The sequence below is a fragment of the Thalassolituus sp. ST750PaO-4 genome (assembly GCF_020320405.1).
Classification (GTDB): domain Bacteria; phylum Pseudomonadota; class Gammaproteobacteria; order Pseudomonadales; family Oceanobacteraceae; genus Venatoribacter; species Venatoribacter alkanivorans.
In genome coordinates this window covers 1-14,404 of record NZ_JABVCB010000012.1, presented here as the reverse complement: position 1 = coordinate 14,404, position 14,404 = coordinate 1, and the positions used below count along the sequence as shown (strand labels likewise).

18 protein-coding genes are annotated in these 14,404 nt (G+C 52.5%); 5 read left to right on the top strand and 13 right to left on the bottom strand.

What is annotated here, in order from left to right; translation table 11 throughout:
• Positions 1-215 precede the first annotated feature (215 nt).
• Positions 216-764, top strand: a complete 549-nt coding sequence (locus HUF18_RS13170) for a YaeQ family protein (protein ID WP_225692515.1) — start codon at positions 216-218, stop codon at positions 762-764.
• On the opposite strand, the gene HUF18_RS13165 is transcribed toward HUF18_RS13170, so the two are convergent.
• The 5 genes from HUF18_RS13165 to HUF18_RS13145 all read right to left on the bottom strand — a co-directional run bounded on the left by HUF18_RS13165 (position 765) and on the right by HUF18_RS13145 (position 4,292).
• Complete coding sequence (locus HUF18_RS13165) at positions 765-1,484, bottom strand: substrate-binding periplasmic protein (protein ID WP_145468182.1); 720 nt, start codon at positions 1,482-1,484, stop codon at positions 765-767. It abuts the gene before it with no gap.
• Positions 1,485-1,511: 27 nt separating this feature from the next.
• Positions 1,512-2,252, bottom strand: coding sequence for a substrate-binding periplasmic protein (locus HUF18_RS13160; RefSeq protein ID WP_225692514.1), 741 nt, complete (start codon positions 2,250-2,252; stop codon positions 1,512-1,514).
• A 55-nt stretch (positions 2,253-2,307) separates the two neighbouring features.
• Complete coding sequence (locus tag HUF18_RS13155) at positions 2,308-3,087, bottom strand: M90 family metallopeptidase (RefSeq protein ID WP_225692513.1); 780 nt, start codon at positions 3,085-3,087, stop codon at positions 2,308-2,310.
• Positions 3,088-3,170: 83 nt separating this feature from the next.
• Positions 3,171-3,806 carry a hypothetical protein gene (locus HUF18_RS13150; protein WP_145468176.1) on the bottom strand — a complete coding sequence of 212 codons (636 nt, stop codon included), beginning with the start codon at positions 3,804-3,806 and terminating at the stop codon, positions 3,171-3,173.
• Between the two features lie 6 nt (positions 3,807-3,812).
• Entirely contained in the window at positions 3,813-4,292 is a 480-nt protein-coding gene (locus tag HUF18_RS13145) for an FKBP-type peptidyl-prolyl cis-trans isomerase (RefSeq protein ID WP_225692512.1), read from the bottom strand.
• A gap of 101 nt (positions 4,293-4,393) precedes the next feature.
• Between HUF18_RS13145 and HUF18_RS13140 the strand changes: the two genes are divergently transcribed.
• Complete coding sequence (locus HUF18_RS13140) at positions 4,394-5,191, top strand: alpha/beta hydrolase (RefSeq protein ID WP_225692511.1); 798 nt, start codon at positions 4,394-4,396, stop codon at positions 5,189-5,191.
• 40 nt (positions 5,192-5,231) lie between these two features.
• On the opposite strand, the gene HUF18_RS13135 is transcribed toward HUF18_RS13140, so the two are convergent.
• The gene (locus HUF18_RS13135) at positions 5,232-6,017 is read right to left on the bottom strand and encodes a DUF599 domain-containing protein (RefSeq protein ID WP_225692510.1); all 786 of its coding nucleotides are present in this window, start codon (positions 6,015-6,017) and stop codon (positions 5,232-5,234) included.
• A 259-nt stretch (positions 6,018-6,276) separates the two neighbouring features.
• Here HUF18_RS13135 and HUF18_RS13130 point away from each other — a divergent pair, with 259 nt between their 5' ends.
• A complete protein-coding gene (locus HUF18_RS13130) occupies positions 6,277-6,480 on the top strand; it encodes a hypothetical protein (RefSeq protein ID WP_225692509.1) in 204 nt (67 codons plus the stop codon).
• Between the two features lie 92 nt (positions 6,481-6,572).
• Here HUF18_RS13130 and HUF18_RS13125 read toward each other — a convergent pair whose 3' ends face one another.
• Genes HUF18_RS13125 through HUF18_RS13105 form a run of 5 tightly spaced genes read right to left on the bottom strand, consistent with a single transcriptional unit; the run spans position 6,573 to position 9,701 of the window.
• On the bottom strand, positions 6,573-7,112 hold the full coding sequence (locus HUF18_RS13125; protein WP_225692508.1) for a DUF6942 family protein: 540 nt from the start codon (positions 7,110-7,112) through the stop codon (positions 6,573-6,575).
• Positions 7,109-7,819: an arsenical resistance protein ArsH gene (arsH, locus tag HUF18_RS13120; RefSeq protein WP_225692507.1), complete on the bottom strand. Its 711-nt coding sequence runs from the start codon at positions 7,817-7,819 to the stop codon at positions 7,109-7,111. The genes HUF18_RS13125 and arsH overlap by 4 nt, the downstream gene beginning before the upstream one ends.
• Before the next feature lie 25 nt (positions 7,820-7,844).
• Positions 7,845-8,876, bottom strand: a complete 1,032-nt coding sequence (arsB, locus tag HUF18_RS13115; protein ID WP_225692506.1) for an ACR3 family arsenite efflux transporter — start codon at positions 8,874-8,876, stop codon at positions 7,845-7,847.
• A 3-nt stretch (positions 8,877-8,879) separates the two neighbouring features.
• Positions 8,880-9,344, bottom strand: a complete 465-nt coding sequence (locus HUF18_RS13110; RefSeq protein WP_225692505.1) for an arsenate reductase ArsC — start codon at positions 9,342-9,344, stop codon at positions 8,880-8,882.
• Between the two features lie 18 nt (positions 9,345-9,362).
• Positions 9,363-9,701: a metalloregulator ArsR/SmtB family transcription factor gene (locus tag HUF18_RS13105; RefSeq protein ID WP_342453572.1), complete on the bottom strand. Its 339-nt coding sequence runs from the start codon at positions 9,699-9,701 to the stop codon at positions 9,363-9,365.
• A gap of 227 nt (positions 9,702-9,928) precedes the next feature.
• Here HUF18_RS13105 and HUF18_RS13100 point away from each other — a divergent pair, with 227 nt between their 5' ends.
• On the top strand, positions 9,929-11,209 hold the full coding sequence (locus HUF18_RS13100) for a saccharopine dehydrogenase family protein (RefSeq protein WP_145468159.1): 1,281 nt from the start codon (positions 9,929-9,931) through the stop codon (positions 11,207-11,209).
• Positions 11,210-11,306: 97 nt separating this feature from the next.
• The gene (locus HUF18_RS13095) at positions 11,307-12,167 is read left to right on the top strand and encodes a PA4780 family RIO1-like protein kinase (protein WP_225692803.1); all 861 of its coding nucleotides are present in this window, start codon (positions 11,307-11,309) and stop codon (positions 12,165-12,167) included.
• 117 nt (positions 12,168-12,284) lie between these two features.
• On the opposite strand, the gene HUF18_RS13090 is transcribed toward HUF18_RS13095, so the two are convergent.
• Together HUF18_RS13090 and HUF18_RS13085 are read right to left on the bottom strand one after the other, a co-directional pair.
• On the bottom strand, positions 12,285-12,494 hold the full coding sequence (locus HUF18_RS13090) for a cold-shock protein (RefSeq protein WP_145468155.1): 210 nt from the start codon (positions 12,492-12,494) through the stop codon (positions 12,285-12,287).
• A gap of 231 nt (positions 12,495-12,725) precedes the next feature.
• Positions 12,726-13,679 carry a glutathione S-transferase family protein gene (locus tag HUF18_RS13085; protein WP_225692503.1) on the bottom strand — a complete coding sequence of 318 codons (954 nt, stop codon included), beginning with the start codon at positions 13,677-13,679 and terminating at the stop codon, positions 12,726-12,728.
• Between the last annotated feature and the right edge of the window lie 725 nt (positions 13,680-14,404).

Sequence of the window (14,404 nt, the reverse complement as noted above, 5' to 3'; positions counted from 1 at the left end):
CGCCCTGCTTTTGGCAGAACAGACACAGTTAATGTGTAGCCGAAAAAAGACCAGCCAGAAAGGTGAAAGACCACTTTGAGCTAAACAATACGATGGCAAATAGTGTGATCGAATATAAGACGATCTGCTCTGCGGCGTATTCCGTGCTTACAGCCATAGCCGTCAGCCCATGAAACCATTAGAGTACGCGCTTATTTTTTCTGGCAATTACACCCATGGCGCTGAAAGCAACCATTTATAAAGCCGAACTGAATGTGTCCGACATGGACCGCAATCATTACCAGACTTACAACCTGACCATTGCTCAGCATCCGTCAGAAACCACCGAGCGGATGATGGTACGTCTTGCCGCTTTTGCCCTGAACGCCGGTGAGCAGCTGGAATTTACCAAAGGCCTCAGCACCGATGATGAACCGGATTTATGGGCACACTCTCTGAGTGATGAAATAGATCTGTGGATTGAGCTCGGCCAGCCCGATGAAAAACGCATCCGCAAAGCCTGTAACCGTGCAAAACAGGTCATTATTTACGGCTACCACGGACGTGCCGCGCAATTATGGTGGCAACAGATCGAAAACAGCTGCCGGCGTTTCAATAATCTTCAGGTGGTGGATTTTGATGCGGCCGCCATCGAACAACTGCAGCAATTAACAAGCCGCACCATGCGTCTGCAGGCCAGTATTCAGGATGGCATGTTGTGGCTGGGTGACAGCAGCCAGACCATAGAAATCGGTATGACGGTGTTACAGGAAAGCAGCCGCTGATCAGCGCGTCTGACTCAGAATAGTCTCCAGCCGACCATCCGCAGCCATTCTGCCGAGCGCCTCATTAAAACGACGACGTAACTCGGTACCTCGTGTTGTCGGCTGGAAGGCAAAAAACACCGAATGAGTGCTGAGTGGGCTGGCCGCATCGTAATGCACCAGGTGGCCGGCATTCTCCTCACTGACCGCACGCAAAGCTGACTTTTCATCGCCAACAAATACATCAATGCGGCCAGCCAGCAGTTTTTTGATGCTCTGCGGGTCGGTAATAGTGCTTTGATAATTGGCGCCTGGCACCGATAAAACATCGCTGGAATAACTGAAACCAGAGGTATAGCCGATACGTTTACCAGTCATATCTTCAACCCTGGTTACCAATGGTTCGGTAACGCGGGTGAAGGCAAAAACACGCTTGCTGTACACCGCCGTTGTTGCCAGATATGGCGAGTTCATCGACAGATCAATCGCCGGAAAAATAACATCCAGATTCTGCTCAGCAAAAACCTCGCGCACCCTTCGGGTCGGGAAAAGGCTGATCACCAGCTCCTCGCCGGCTTCAGCCGCAACCGCTTCTGCGAGGCGGATAAAAACACCCCGGGTTGCCGACTCAACCATCAGCGGGATTGTAAAAGTCCCCATGCGCACAGACTCTGCCTGTAGCGGCATGCATACCGCCAGTGCCAATAGCGCTGTCAGGGTCAGACGATAATATTTGATCATGTCCTCAACATGCCCTCAATCATGCCTTCAATCATGATCCTGCGCTCCCGCATGAGGTCTTCTGGCCATGATATTGGCCAGAGTGCCACTGTCTTGCAGACGTTGCAGAGCCGCATTAATCTGCCCGGCGAGAATACGGCCTTCCTGATCCGCCCGGAAGGCATAAAACGTATCCTGCCTGCTCAGTGGCCGTGCCGGATCATACTGCACCCGGCTGACAGCCCCCGCCTGCTCCAGCGCGCGCAGACCGGAATGTTCCTCCACCACAAACACGTCAATACGCCCGGCCAGCAGCATCTGTACATTCTGAATATCGGTATTGGCACTCATAAACTGAATACCCGGCTGCCCGGTCAATAAAGGCGAATAAGGATAACCTGCGGTAATACCTACCCGCTTGCGCTGCAGCTGCTCCGGAGTGCTCAACACCGGTTGCCCCTTCAGAGTGAAGGCAAAGTCATCTTTGCTGTAAATACTGAGACTGCGCTCATAAGCCACTGGCATGGTGACGCTGAGCGCCGGAAACAGGCCATCCAGATTGCCCTGCTCAAATTCAGACAAGGCACGCTTGGCGGGAAAGACAGTAATGTGGATATCCAGCCCGGCTTCGGCAGCCAGAGCACGGGTCAGATCGATGAAAATTCCCTGCTGTTCAGACTCCACCATCAGCGGAATCGGAAATGTGCCAAACACCAGGGGGCGCGCGGCCGACACGGCAGAAAGCGCCTGCAATACACAGAAAACAATCAGTAATTGGCCTGTGCGCATAACCTGTCCACAACCGAAATGAAGAGGTCATGCTACATCAGAATCCGCGGGGTTACTAACGCCCTGCCGGCATACAGCAGCGCTTATATTTTTTACCACTGCCACAGGGACACGGGCTGTTTTTATGTGGCGCGGCATCACGCCTCAGATCCGCCAGATTCTGCTGATAAAAATCACTCAGATACCCATAAAGCTGCGGATGCTTTTTTTTCAGCAGCTGGGGGCGTTCAAAGAAGTATTCCGACGCCACAGCAAAAAATTCGGCCTGATTGGTTGCACCGTATTCAGGAATACCGGTTTTGCTCTGCTCCATTTCGCCAATTTTTTGCTGCACCAGACTGAACCAGGCATCACTGGTACGATAATTTTCCAGCCGCTCCGGAAAACCATCCAGCGCACCATCAGCCATATCCACCAGGTGGACAAATTCATGAATGCCAACATTGTGCTTATCTTTCTGATTGGCAAAACCGGCATGCAGATCGGGCTTACTCAGCGCCACTTTGCCAGCCATAGGCCCGGTTCCGACCATACCGGTAATTCGCGAATCCGGAGCGCCACACTGAAACTCTGCATTAAACGCTGCCGGCAGTAAAAAAACCGCCCGCACATTAAAATAATGCCAGCCCGGAAAGCCCCAAACCGGAATCACCGCACTCGCGGCAACCAGCAGGCGATCTTCATCGGTAACCTCAACATCGACACCACCTTCAACCGCAGTGGTCGCCAGAAACAGCTGACAACGGTGCTCAAATTCATGCCGCTGCGGCTCATCCAGACGCTGATAAAACGCCACGTGCGACAACAGAAAATCAGACCATTCCGGCTGCCACACAGGTAATACCTTAACCTCGGGTTTCGCCCATATAGCCAGTTTATTTAACAGCCACTGCCACATTGTGTATTTATCCCTGTTACTCAGAACATATATCCGAGACGCAACGTTGATACCGCCATATTCGGATACCAGGTCAGAACGTCTTCGGCCTGACGTACATCATCACGCTTGTCTTCATCAGCCAGATCAGCAGAAGAACGGGTAACCTCACCGGACACCGGCACCACCAGAGTCAGCCAGTCGACCGCCAGCGTCCATGGCCCCTGCTGCCAGTGATTGGCAATACTGAACTGCGCCATATGGGTATAAGCTTCAGTGCGGATTCCCTGATCTGTCAGCGGGAAACCATACACTTCGGGATCAAGATACACTTCATTGGTGCGATAAACATAACCACCGCTGAGATTAAAACTGTTGCCGAAAAAACGACGCACTAACAGGCCTGCATGACGCTCTTTAAATCCGGCGAGTTTTAACTTAGAAAAATTCACCTCAAAACCACTGTTCATATAGGACAGTCCCAGCTGCCACTGGTCGCTGAGATTGACATTCAGCGCCACGCCCTTAGCTGCCGGAAAAGGCAGCGACACCAGCGAAAATGCTCCGTCAATGCCAACATGATGACTCGCCCGGAATTCCCGTGAGGTTTCAGCATGTAAACCGGAAGCACAAACCATCAGCATACCGGCCAGGGTGATACGAATTCCCTTTCTCATTATTTTTCAACTCTCAATTTTTAATAATTCAACATCAAAGATCAGCAACGAGCCGGCCGGAATGGTTCCGGCGCGCTGATTGCCATAGGCCAGATCGGCCGGAATAAATAAGCGTGTTTTTTCGCCTTCCACCATCAGCTGCAAACCTTCCGTCCAGCCGCGGATAACCTGATTCAGGCCAAAGGCAATGGGTTCATTACGCACCACAGAGCTGTCAAATACCGAGCCATCCAGCAAGGTGCCGTGATAATGCACTAATACCCGGTCGCGCGGGCCCGGGTGTTTTTCACCCGTTCCCGGCTGTAATACCAGATATTGCAGGCCGGATGCGGTTTCTTTTACGCCATCCTGCTTTTTATTTTCCGCCAGAAATTCAGCACCCGCTGCAACATTGTCAACCGCGCTTTTGCCACTGCCCATACCGGCACGACGTAATGCATAGAACAACAGACCTGCAATGATCACTACCAGCAAAATATTCAGCATACGAACTCCCGGAGCAATAAAATAATCGGGCATTCTAGCGACTGGACGGCATCAGTACCATGCCGTTTAATGACCTTCGGCCGAATAACAGGAATATCACTATGCCAACCGTTCACAGCGCAGCAGAACCGCGCCCAGCCATCGTTTTTATTCACGGCATGTGGTGCGGGCCAGAGGTGTTTGAGCCCTACCGGCAATTTTTTACTGAGCGCGGTTACCAGTGCCATACCCCGGCATTACGTCAGCACGATATTCAGGACAACGAAAGCACAGCGCTTGGCCAACTCAGTCTGCGCGATTATGCCGCCGATCTGGAGGCTTTTATCCGCACCTTGCCACAGCGGCCGGTGCTGATTGGTCACTCTATGGGAGGATTGCTGGCGCAAATGCTGTGTGCACGCCAATTAGCAACATCTGCGGTGTTAATTTGCCCGGCATCACCGGCCGGCGTACACGCTCTGACAGCATCCGTTGTGCGCAGCTTTTTTACAGTGATGACACGCTGGGGTTTCTGGAAAAAGCCCAACAAACTCTCCCCGGCAGCAGCGCGCTACGCCCTCTTTAATCGTCTGCCAGATGACGCTGCACAGAATGCTTACCAGCAAATGCGCCATGAAAGTGGCCGCGCCGCCTTCGAAATTGGTTTCTGGTTGCTTGACCGGAATAAGGCCAGCCGGGTTGATGAGCGCAAAGTTACCCAGCCGTTACTGGTCATCTCCGGCGCCGACGATCACATCACCCCCGCAGCCATCAATAAAAAAGTCGCAGCGCGCTATACCAACGCCGAGTATCGCTGCTACACCAACCATGCCCACTGGCTGATTGCAGAACCCGGCTGGCAAAGCATTGCCGGAGATATCGCGGACTGGCTTGAGCAGAAGCACGGGCAGAACGCATAAAAAAACGCCGCAGATGCGGCGTTTTTTACTGAATTGTGCATCAGTAACGCGACAGTTCTTTATCATCCTTAAATAACTTATCGCCGACGTTCTCAACCTTTTTCAGAGCTTCCAGCGAGTTTGACAAAAACTCCCGCTCATACAGCACTCCCACCACCAGTGCTGCTGCGGCAATAAACGCCCAGGGATGGATAAACCAGGTCAGGATGGCGAGTGAAAAATAAAAAGAGCGCAACCCGTAGTTATAACTGCGGCTGGCCTGATCAATGATTTTGGCGCCGTAAATCGCAAAGCTGCGGCGTTCGGCCGCGGTTACCGAATCATCGCCCGGTAACGGAGCTGCACCCACCAGCACGGAGGCAAAGCCAAACTGACGCATCGACCAGGTAAAGGTGAAGAAGGCATAAATAAACACGCCGATTAAGGTCAGGATTTTCAGTTCCAGCGCCAGTAAGGTATCGACCACCGCAAACGAGACCCCGGACAACATGCCCTCAACTTTATCGACGGCGGTCAGCGCAGTCAGCAAACCCGCAAGAATCAGCACACAGGAAGAGGCGAAGAAATTAACGTTACGCTCAAGATTGGCCAGCAGAGCGGCATCCCCCACCCGCACTTCGCGCTGCAACAGGCGCCTCATCCAGTTGATGCGATGCACATGCAAAACAGAGGACAGAGAGGCAGAGGTTTTCGCTTTGTACTTGGCAAACTGGGTATAGGCTACCCAGCAACCGATAAACCAGGCCAGGCTGAGCCAGTTAATTAAACCAATTTCCGACATGCAGCCATTCTCCAGATAAATCACAGTACAAAGATACGTCAGCATAACCGGATTAAAGCCCGGTATGAATACACCCGTACCGCAAGCCTGACTAAGTAGTTTTACCAGTCAGGCAGAGCAACCAGGGCCTGTTAACACTAATTAAACAGGCCCTAGCAGGAAAGTTCTGTGTTTATAAAGATAACGATTGAACTGCTGCCGCTTTCTGCAATCATAGCGCTGCGGCAGCAACTGCCGTCTAAAGACCTGAGCAGGAAAGGCCTGCCCAGTAATGATCAGAGCGATCACAATAACGGAGAGCAATATGAGCAAGAAAACCAAGGCACTGGCTGGCCAGCCGGTACGGCGTAATCTGCATGCCTGTGCAGCCATTATGCGCAAAGGCGGTGTCCACGAAAGCACCACTAAGGCCAAACGTAATCAGGCCAAACGGCAACTGAACAAGGCAATGCGTGAGGGGGGCAACAGCTCCCCTTTTTATTGCCTGTTATTTGCCATCATTGCCTGAGCGGCTTACCTCCCTACCCGACTCCCTACCCGACCCTATCCCCGAACGGCTTACCCTTCTACCCGAACGGCTTATCGCTCCGCTCTTACCTTTCACCGCTCCGCTCTCTGTTTTAACCACTCAACCAAGCGCTGAATTTTAATATCCGACAACTGGCGGTAATCAAAATACGGGCACAGCACCAACCCCGACGCTTTATGTAGCGCGAAGTCATTATCCAGCCAGATCAGCTCGGTACTTAAACCCAGAGTCTGGGCATAGCCTTTAGCCAGTAATAAACGGATTTTGGTACTATCAGGGCTCAGCGATGGCGGCGAAAATAACAATGCCTGCCCACTGCCCGCCTGCAATAACTGCTGATCGCGCAGATCCTGCCAGCGTGTAAAACCAAACACGTCCTGATTGTTATCTCCGTTAATGCCGGCCTGCTGCAATGCAAAGATCAGCTTGGCGTACACATTAAAAATCTTGCGCCAGTGGTTACCGGTTTCGCTGGCGATACGGGCAATATCTCCGCGCTGCAGCGGCTGCATTGCCTGCAGTTGCTGGTATTCCGCCAGCGGCGGACGGCTGGCTATAAATACCTGAATCCGCGCATGTTCATCGCCCAATCCGATCACTGGCTGATTCATATTGAGCGCTGATTAACCCGCTTCATTAATTCCTCCGCGCTTTCTTTGCGCTCGGAATAACGGTCCAGCAGGTAATCGTTGCGGTCGCGGGTTAGCAGCGTAAATTTCAGCAGCTCTTCCAGAACGTCAACAATACGGTCGTAATACGGTGACGGTTTCATACGGTCGTTAGCGTCAAATTCAGCCCAGGCTTTGGCTACTGACGACTGGTTCGGGATGGTCAGCATCCGCATCCAGCGGCCTAAAATGCGCATTTGGTTCACCGCATTAAACGACTGTGAACCGCCGCATACCTGCATCACCGCCAGCGTTTTACCCTGCGTAGGCCGCACCGCGCCCATATTCAGCGGAATCCAGTCAATCTGTGCTTTCATAATGCCAGTCATGGCACCGTGGCGCTCCGGCGAGCACCACACCATGCCCTCACTCCAGTTCACCAGTTCGCGTAATTCCCGCACTTTCGGGTGGCTGTCGTCACTGTCGTCCGGAAGCGGTAAACCGCTGGGATTAAATACCCGGGTTTCGGCCCCCATGGCCTCTAATAAGCGCACACTTTCTTCCACCACCAGCCGGCTGAACGAACGGCTGCGCAGCGAGCCGTAGAGCAACAGAATCCGCGGCTTATGACTCGCCGCCTGGCGGGAGAATAATTCGTCAGCGGCCGGAACTTTAAATAACTCCGGTATCAGGTTCGGTAAATCGCTCATGGCTTATCCTCATGCACCTTTGTTTTTATTTACCAAGTGCCGCTGGAAACCAGTGACGGGTTTTATTAGCAAAGGCCACCAGCGATAACATCACCGGTACTTCCACCAGCACGCCCACCACCGTCGCCAGCGCTGCACCGGAATGCAAACCAAACAGCGAGATGGCCACCGCAACCGCCAGTTCAAAGAAATTACTGGTGCCGATCATGCACGCAGGCGCGGCAATGTTATGCGCCAGACGCATTCTGCGGGCGATAAAATAGGCAATAAAAAAGATGCCGTAAGTCTGTAGCATCAGCGGAATGGCAATCAGCAGAATATCAAAAGGCTTGGCGACAATGGTCTGCGCCTGTAGGGCAAACAGAATCACCACGGTACTGACCAGACCAAGAATGGAGAAGGGTTTTATCGCCGCCATAAAGTGCGTCAGGCGCTCGCTGTGACGATCGGCCGATAACCATTTGCGGGTCAGCACCCCGGCTACCAATGGCAGCACCACATACAACAGCACCGAGATCAGCAGGGTCTGCCACGGCACCTGAATATCGGATACGCCGAGCAGGAAAGCGGCAATCGGGGCAAAGGCAAAAATCATAATCAGATCGTTAACCGACACCTGCACCAGAGTGTAATTGGCATCGCCTTTGGTTAACTGACTCCAGACAAACACCATCGCCGTGCACGGTGCAACGCCGAGCAGAATCATCCCGGCAATGTATTCACTGGCGGTCTGGGCATCGACCAGCCCGGCGAAAAAGACTTTAAAAAATAACCAGCCCAGCAAGGCCATGCTGAATGGTTTAATCAGCCAGTTAATCACCAGCGTCAGCAGTAATCCCTGTGGCTTTTTACCGACATTTTTAATAGCCGAAAAATCAATCTGAATCATCATCGGATAAATCATCAGCCAGATTAACACCGCCACCACCAGATTTACCCGCGCCACTTCCAGCGCCGCAATACTGGCAAACAGATCAGGCAATAACAGCCCAAGCACCACACCCAATACCATGCCGGCGCCTACCCACAGGGTTAAAAAACGTTCAAAAATACCCATAATTCAGACTCCGCTCTGCTGCTGAAATAAATGCTGAATATCGGCCGCTGTTTTATCCGACCAGTCGATGGCGCTGAGCGCACGGATACGCTCACGCAAAGTAGTCGCTACCTGATTAAATGCCGCGCTCTGTTCGGCCTCCGGCAATTTTGACGGATCAGGTAACCCCCAGTGCACTTTGATGCTGTTGCCCATCCACAGTGGGCAGGCCTCTCCGGCGGCACTGTCGCAGACGGTAATCACCACATCCGGGGCGAACTCTGCAAATTCATCCCAGCTCTGGCTGCGCAGATCATCGCTGCGGATTCCCTGCTGCTGCAGAAAATTCAGCGTACCCGGATACACCACACCCGCCGGCTGACTGCCGGCGCTGCGTACCTCGAAAACGCCGCCACTTTCTGCGCGGCAAATGGCTTCCGCCAGAATGCTGCGGCAGCGGTTATGGGTACAAACAAATAGCAATTTCATAAAAATATCCGGATAGGCTCAGCAACAGGAAGACGAATTTGCAGCAGTCAGGGCACTGCAGCGTTTGACGTAAGGGGCAATAAAATCATGATTAGCCGCCAGCGTGGTGGCGATCACCTCCCCGGCCCATAGCGGCAATTGCGGATGCAGACGGTAATACACCCACTGGCCGCGTTTTTCACTGCTGAGTATTTGCGCCGTGCGTAATTGCGCCAGATGGCGGGAAATTTTCGGCTGGCTTTCTTCCAGCGCCGCCATTAAATCGCACACACACAGCTCGCCATGCTGTTGCAGCAACAGCACCATCACCAGCCGGGTTTCATCATTCAGACACTTGAACAGGGTTAACGGGTTCACGACTCTTACCAGCAGAAATATCTGGAAAATCATATATATGTTTTTTCATATATACAATCACCAAACGCATTCTGACCCGGATGCCACCTTCAGCGGTCTTCCCAGCCCTTACATTCCCCCGCTTTTAGAGGTAACTTGCCTGCTTCTGATAATAAAAAGCGTTGCCGTTAGCAGGGTTTGTCGACCCTAACGCAGCAGCCCAAAAGAAAATAACAAGGAGCCCAGCTATGACAGCCACCAGCCCTGATACGGCTACACCTCATTTCGATCTGATTGTGTTTGGCGCCACCAGTTTTGTCGGCCAGATTCTGACCCGCTATCTGGCGGAAACCTACGGCCTTAATGGCGAACTGAAATGGGCCATTGCCGGCCGTTCAGAAAGCAAACTGCAATCGGTGCGCGGCAGCCTGGTGCCGGTACTGGGAGACGAGGCCAAACACCTGCCGATTCTGCTGGCCGATGCTGCGCGCGATGAGCAGGTACGCGCCCTGTGCGAACAGACCAATGTCATTGTCTCCACCGTTGGCCCTTACGCCCTGTATGGCGAACCGCTGGTCAAAGCCTGCGCTGAAAGCGGCACCGACTACTGCGATTTAACCGGCGAGCCACAGTGGATCAAACGCATGCTGGAAAAATACGAAGCCAGCGCCAAAGCCTCCGGCGCACGCATTGTGCATTGCTGTGGCTTCGACTCAGTGCCTTCCGATATGGGCGTCTACTTTCTGCAGGCCGAAGCGCAAAAGGCCTGGAACGGCAAAACCGCCAGCCGCATTAAAATGCGCGTAAAAGCCGCCAAAGGCGGTATGTCCGGTGGTACCGTGGCCAGTATTATCCAGCTCACCAAAGAAGTGATGGCCGATCCGGCACTGCGTAAAGAACTGGCGAACCCCTATTCCCTTTGTCCGCCGGAGCACGGTTTCCGCGCCCGTCAGATCAACCAGAAAGGTGTTGAAAAAGACACAGACCTGCTCAGCTGGTCTGTGCCTTTTATTATGGCCGCCATTAATACCCGCGTGGTGCACCGCTCCAACGCCCTGCGCAACAAACTCTATGGCGACAACTTTATGTACGACGAAGCCATGCTTACCGGCGGCGGCGCCAAAGGCTATGCACTGGCGGCGGCACTGGTTGGTGGTATGGGCACCTTTATGATCGGTGCGGCGTTAAAGCCCAGCCGCTGGCTGCTGGAAAAATACGTACTGCCCAAGCCCGGTGAAGGCCCGACACCAAAACAGCAGCAGGAAGGCTATTTTGATATCCGCTTTATCGGCCGCAGCGACGATGGTCAGACCATCATTACCCGCGTCAAAGGCAAAGGTGACCCGGGTTACGGCTCCACCGCCAAAGTACTGGGTCAGGCAGCCAGTGGCCTGGCGCTTGATTTTTACCGCGACGGGAAAAAATGCGATCGCGAAGGCGGCTTCTGGACTCCGGCCTCCATGTTTGACGAGCGTTTTATCCAGCGTTTGCAGGAAAAAGCCGACCTAACCTTCGAAGTTCTGGCCTGAAACTCCAGCAGCATCAACCGCTTAGCATCCTGCTGAGCGGTGGATGCTGCGGCTCCCACCGATTCCATCTGCCCCTTATCTGGGGTATAACACGCCGATGAAAATACCAAAACGATTACAACCCCTGGTGGATGATGGTCTGATCGACGAAGTCATCCGCCCGCTGATGAGTGGCAAGGAAGCTTCTGTTTACGTAGTACGCTGTGGCGACGAAATCCGCTGCGCCAAAGTGTATAAAGAAGCTGATAAACGCAGCTTCAAACAGGCTGTGCAGTATCAGGAAGGCCGTAAAGTCCGTAATTCAAGGCGTCAGCGCGCCATGGAGAAAGGCTCAAAATTTGGTCGCAAACAGCAGGAAGATGCCTGGCACAACGCCGAAGTAGAAGCGCTGTATCGTCTGGCCCGCGCCGGCGTACGGGTTCCTGCGCCCTATGGCTGTTTCGACGGCGTACTGTTAATGGAACTGGTCACGGATGAGGCCGGTAACGTAGCACCACGCCTGAACGACGTCGCCATGAGCGAAGAGCAGGCGCTGGAAGATCATTACGAAGTCATGCATTACGTTAAATTAATGCTGGTTGAAGGTCTGGTACACGGTGATTTATCCGAATTTAACGTTCTGGTCGACGATTACGGTCCGGTGATTATCGACCTGCCGCAGGCCGTAGATGCCGCCGCCAATAACCATGCCCGCAGTATGCTGCAGCGCGACGTCGACAATATGACCAATTACTACGCACAGTATGCGCCGCAATTAAGCGCTACACGTTATGCGCAGGAAATGTGGGCATTATACGAAGAAGGCGAATTACTGCCCGACACCGAACTCAGCGGCGAATTTGCCGACAGTGAAGAAAGTGCCGATGTGGCTACCGTACTGGATGAAATCAAAGCCGTACTGGCTGAAGAAGAAGCACGCCGCGCACGCCTGAAAGAAGCAGAAGAAGGCGACGACTGATAAACAACGTTATTTTTTAAAAATATTCAGGCATAAAAAAAGCGAACCTAAGGTTCGCTTTTTTTCTCTCAGATATTTAATTTTTTATCGCCCCGTCGGACAGATAAAGACAAATACTTACAGAGGGATAATGTCTTCTGCCTGAGGACCTTTCTGGCCCTGAGTAACAGTAAACTTAACTTTCTGGCCTTCAGCCAGAGTTTTGAAACCAGTACCAGTGATCGCTTTGAAGTGAGCGAAAACGTCTGGACCGTTTTCCTGTTCGATGAAACCAAAACCTTTAGCTTCGTTAAACCATTTTACAGTGCCGGTGATTTGATTAGACATAATCAATATTCCTGTTTTTTCAAAAGTTGGATGGCCAGATGGCCGGTATGCTGGAAGATGTACAAATAACTTATGAAAAACAAAACAGGATGAAGAGCTTCTGCAGATTGCTCAGAGACTGAGACAACATTGCGGGGCGGACATCAAGCGGTGACCATAAATATAAGGACGAACTAACAAGCTGGGGGCAGTCTATACCTATCCCCCACCCTGTCAACGTTTATTTTTCGATCAGTTCAGAATACTGTCCGGCCCCAGCGGCACAATACCCGATGGGTTAAGTGCTTTAACCGAATAGTAACCCGCCTTGATATGCTCAATATTCACCGTTGCCGCCACGGCCGGTAAGGCAGCAATACGCTGCATATAGCTCTGTAAAGCCTTCATACTGCGCAGCGTATTACGGTTACACTTAAACAGACCGTGATAGGCCGCATCAAAGCGCACCAGTGTCACAAAAGTGCGGATATCGGTTTCTGTTAAAACATCACCCAATAAATACGCCCTGCCATCAGACAACTGACTTTCCAGCTCATCCAGCATCGCGAACACACGCAGATACGCTTCTTCATAAGCTGCCTGCGATGAAGCAAAACCGGCCTGATAGACGCCGTTATTCAGCTCCGTGTAAATGCGCGCATTCAACTCATCGATTGTCCCCGCCAGCGCCTGCGGATACAGATTCAGCGTATTACCGGTCAGATGATCAAAAGCACTGTTCAGCATGCGCAAAATATCAGCCGACTCATTATTCACAATGGTGCCGGTCTTTTTATCCCACAGCACCGGCACCGTCGCCCGCCCGGTAAACTGGCTGTCAGCACGGCTGTACAGTTCATGCATATACTGCGCGCCGTTAAGCTCATCGGTATCAGCACCCGGATAACCACCAAAGGCCCAGCCCTGCTCCGTCAATACCGGATTCACCACACTGACGCCGATCAGTTCCTGCAGTTGTTTTAACTCACGCACCATCAGCGTACGTGACGCCCAGGGGCAGATATAAGCCACGTACAGATGATAACGCCCGGCTTCGGCCTTAAAGCCGCCATCACCCGTTGGCCCGGCACTGCCATCGGCGGTGATCCAGTGGCGGAATGACGATGTCTGACGGATAAAACGCCCGTCTTCATCTTTTGCCTGCACCGGCTGCCAGTCGGCAGTCCACACACCATTCACTAACATAACGACCTCCCATACCTAAGCGATAAAAATACACCATCGTGAAAAACGACTAACTGTAGATAAAAAACAGCGCTAAAAAATATCTTCACAAAAACTTTAAAACGACAACACTATTCGCTGATACTCTTCCAATCAATTTGATACCCCGTATGCCTCCCAGAGGAACTTATCCCCTTGCCGGCGGGGCTTTATACCTGACCGCCATGGATGGCGGAAATGCATGTTTTGCAGGAGCAAAAACAGGCCCAGCTTCGCGCTGTGCAGGCTTTTTTCCTCCATTCAGACCACCTCGGTCACGGTAACGCGGATAATGGGCCATCCATGGCCCTATCCGCTCGCTCTGCATCCATGCAGAGACGTACCGGCTCAGTGCTCTTCATTCCGGCGTCCTGCAGGCGCATTGATTACTCCGCCAAGCGGCTTTTCAGAACGAACATTATTGTTCGATAAAAACGACGTTGCGGCCGGGATAAACTGCGCCTCTGGGCCCGCCGCCATGAGCGATGATTTTTACGATCTGTCTGGCATGGATGCCAGACAAGCGTATCCGGCCATGGATGGCCGATATACGCGTGGTCAGTAAAAACCGAGTGAATAAGGACCACGGGCCAGAAAGCGCAAAGCAGGGGTTTGGGGATAAGTGTAGTGGTCAACTAATTCCGGACACGGTCTTAAGTAATTCTTCGGCTGCAGATGGGCTCAGCCCATTGTTAGCACTGTGTGGC

Coding starts and splice junctions, on each gene's coding strand:
- HUF18_RS13170 (WP_225692515.1), top strand. CDS start 216: ATGGCGCTGAAAGCAACCATTTATAAAGCCGAACTGAATGTGTCCGAC.
- HUF18_RS13165 (WP_145468182.1), bottom strand. CDS start 1,484: ATGATCAAATATTATCGTCTGACCCTGACAGCGCTATTGGCACTGGCG.
- HUF18_RS13160 (WP_225692514.1), bottom strand. CDS start 2,252: ATGCGCACAGGCCAATTACTGATTGTTTTCTGTGTATTGCAGGCGCTT.
- HUF18_RS13150 (WP_145468176.1), bottom strand. CDS start 3,806: ATGAGAAAGGGAATTCGTATCACCCTGGCCGGTATGCTGATGGTTTGT.
- HUF18_RS13145 (WP_225692512.1), bottom strand. CDS start 4,292: ATGCTGAATATTTTGCTGGTAGTGATCATTGCAGGTCTGTTGTTCTAT.
- HUF18_RS13140 (WP_225692511.1), top strand. CDS start 4,394: ATGCCAACCGTTCACAGCGCAGCAGAACCGCGCCCAGCCATCGTTTTT.
- HUF18_RS13135 (WP_225692510.1), bottom strand. CDS start 6,017: ATGCTGACGTATCTTTGTACTGTGATTTATCTGGAGAATGGCTGCATG.
- HUF18_RS13130 (WP_225692509.1), top strand. CDS start 6,277: ATGAGCAAGAAAACCAAGGCACTGGCTGGCCAGCCGGTACGGCGTAAT.
- HUF18_RS13125 (WP_225692508.1), bottom strand. CDS start 7,112: ATGAATCAGCCAGTGATCGGATTGGGCGATGAACATGCGCGGATTCAG.
- arsH (WP_225692507.1), bottom strand. CDS start 7,819: ATGAGCGATTTACCGAACCTGATACCGGAGTTATTTAAAGTTCCGGCC.
- arsB (WP_225692506.1), bottom strand. CDS start 8,876: ATGGGTATTTTTGAACGTTTTTTAACCCTGTGGGTAGGCGCCGGCATG.
- HUF18_RS13110 (WP_225692505.1), bottom strand. CDS start 9,344: ATGAAATTGCTATTTGTTTGTACCCATAACCGCTGCCGCAGCATTCTG.
- HUF18_RS13100 (WP_145468159.1), top strand. CDS start 9,929: ATGACAGCCACCAGCCCTGATACGGCTACACCTCATTTCGATCTGATT.
- HUF18_RS13095 (WP_225692803.1), top strand. CDS start 11,307: ATGAAAATACCAAAACGATTACAACCCCTGGTGGATGATGGTCTGATC.
- HUF18_RS13090 (WP_145468155.1), bottom strand. CDS start 12,494: ATGTCTAATCAAATCACCGGCACTGTAAAATGGTTTAACGAAGCTAAA.
- HUF18_RS13085 (WP_225692503.1), bottom strand. CDS start 13,679: ATGTTAGTGAATGGTGTGTGGACTGCCGACTGGCAGCCGGTGCAGGCA.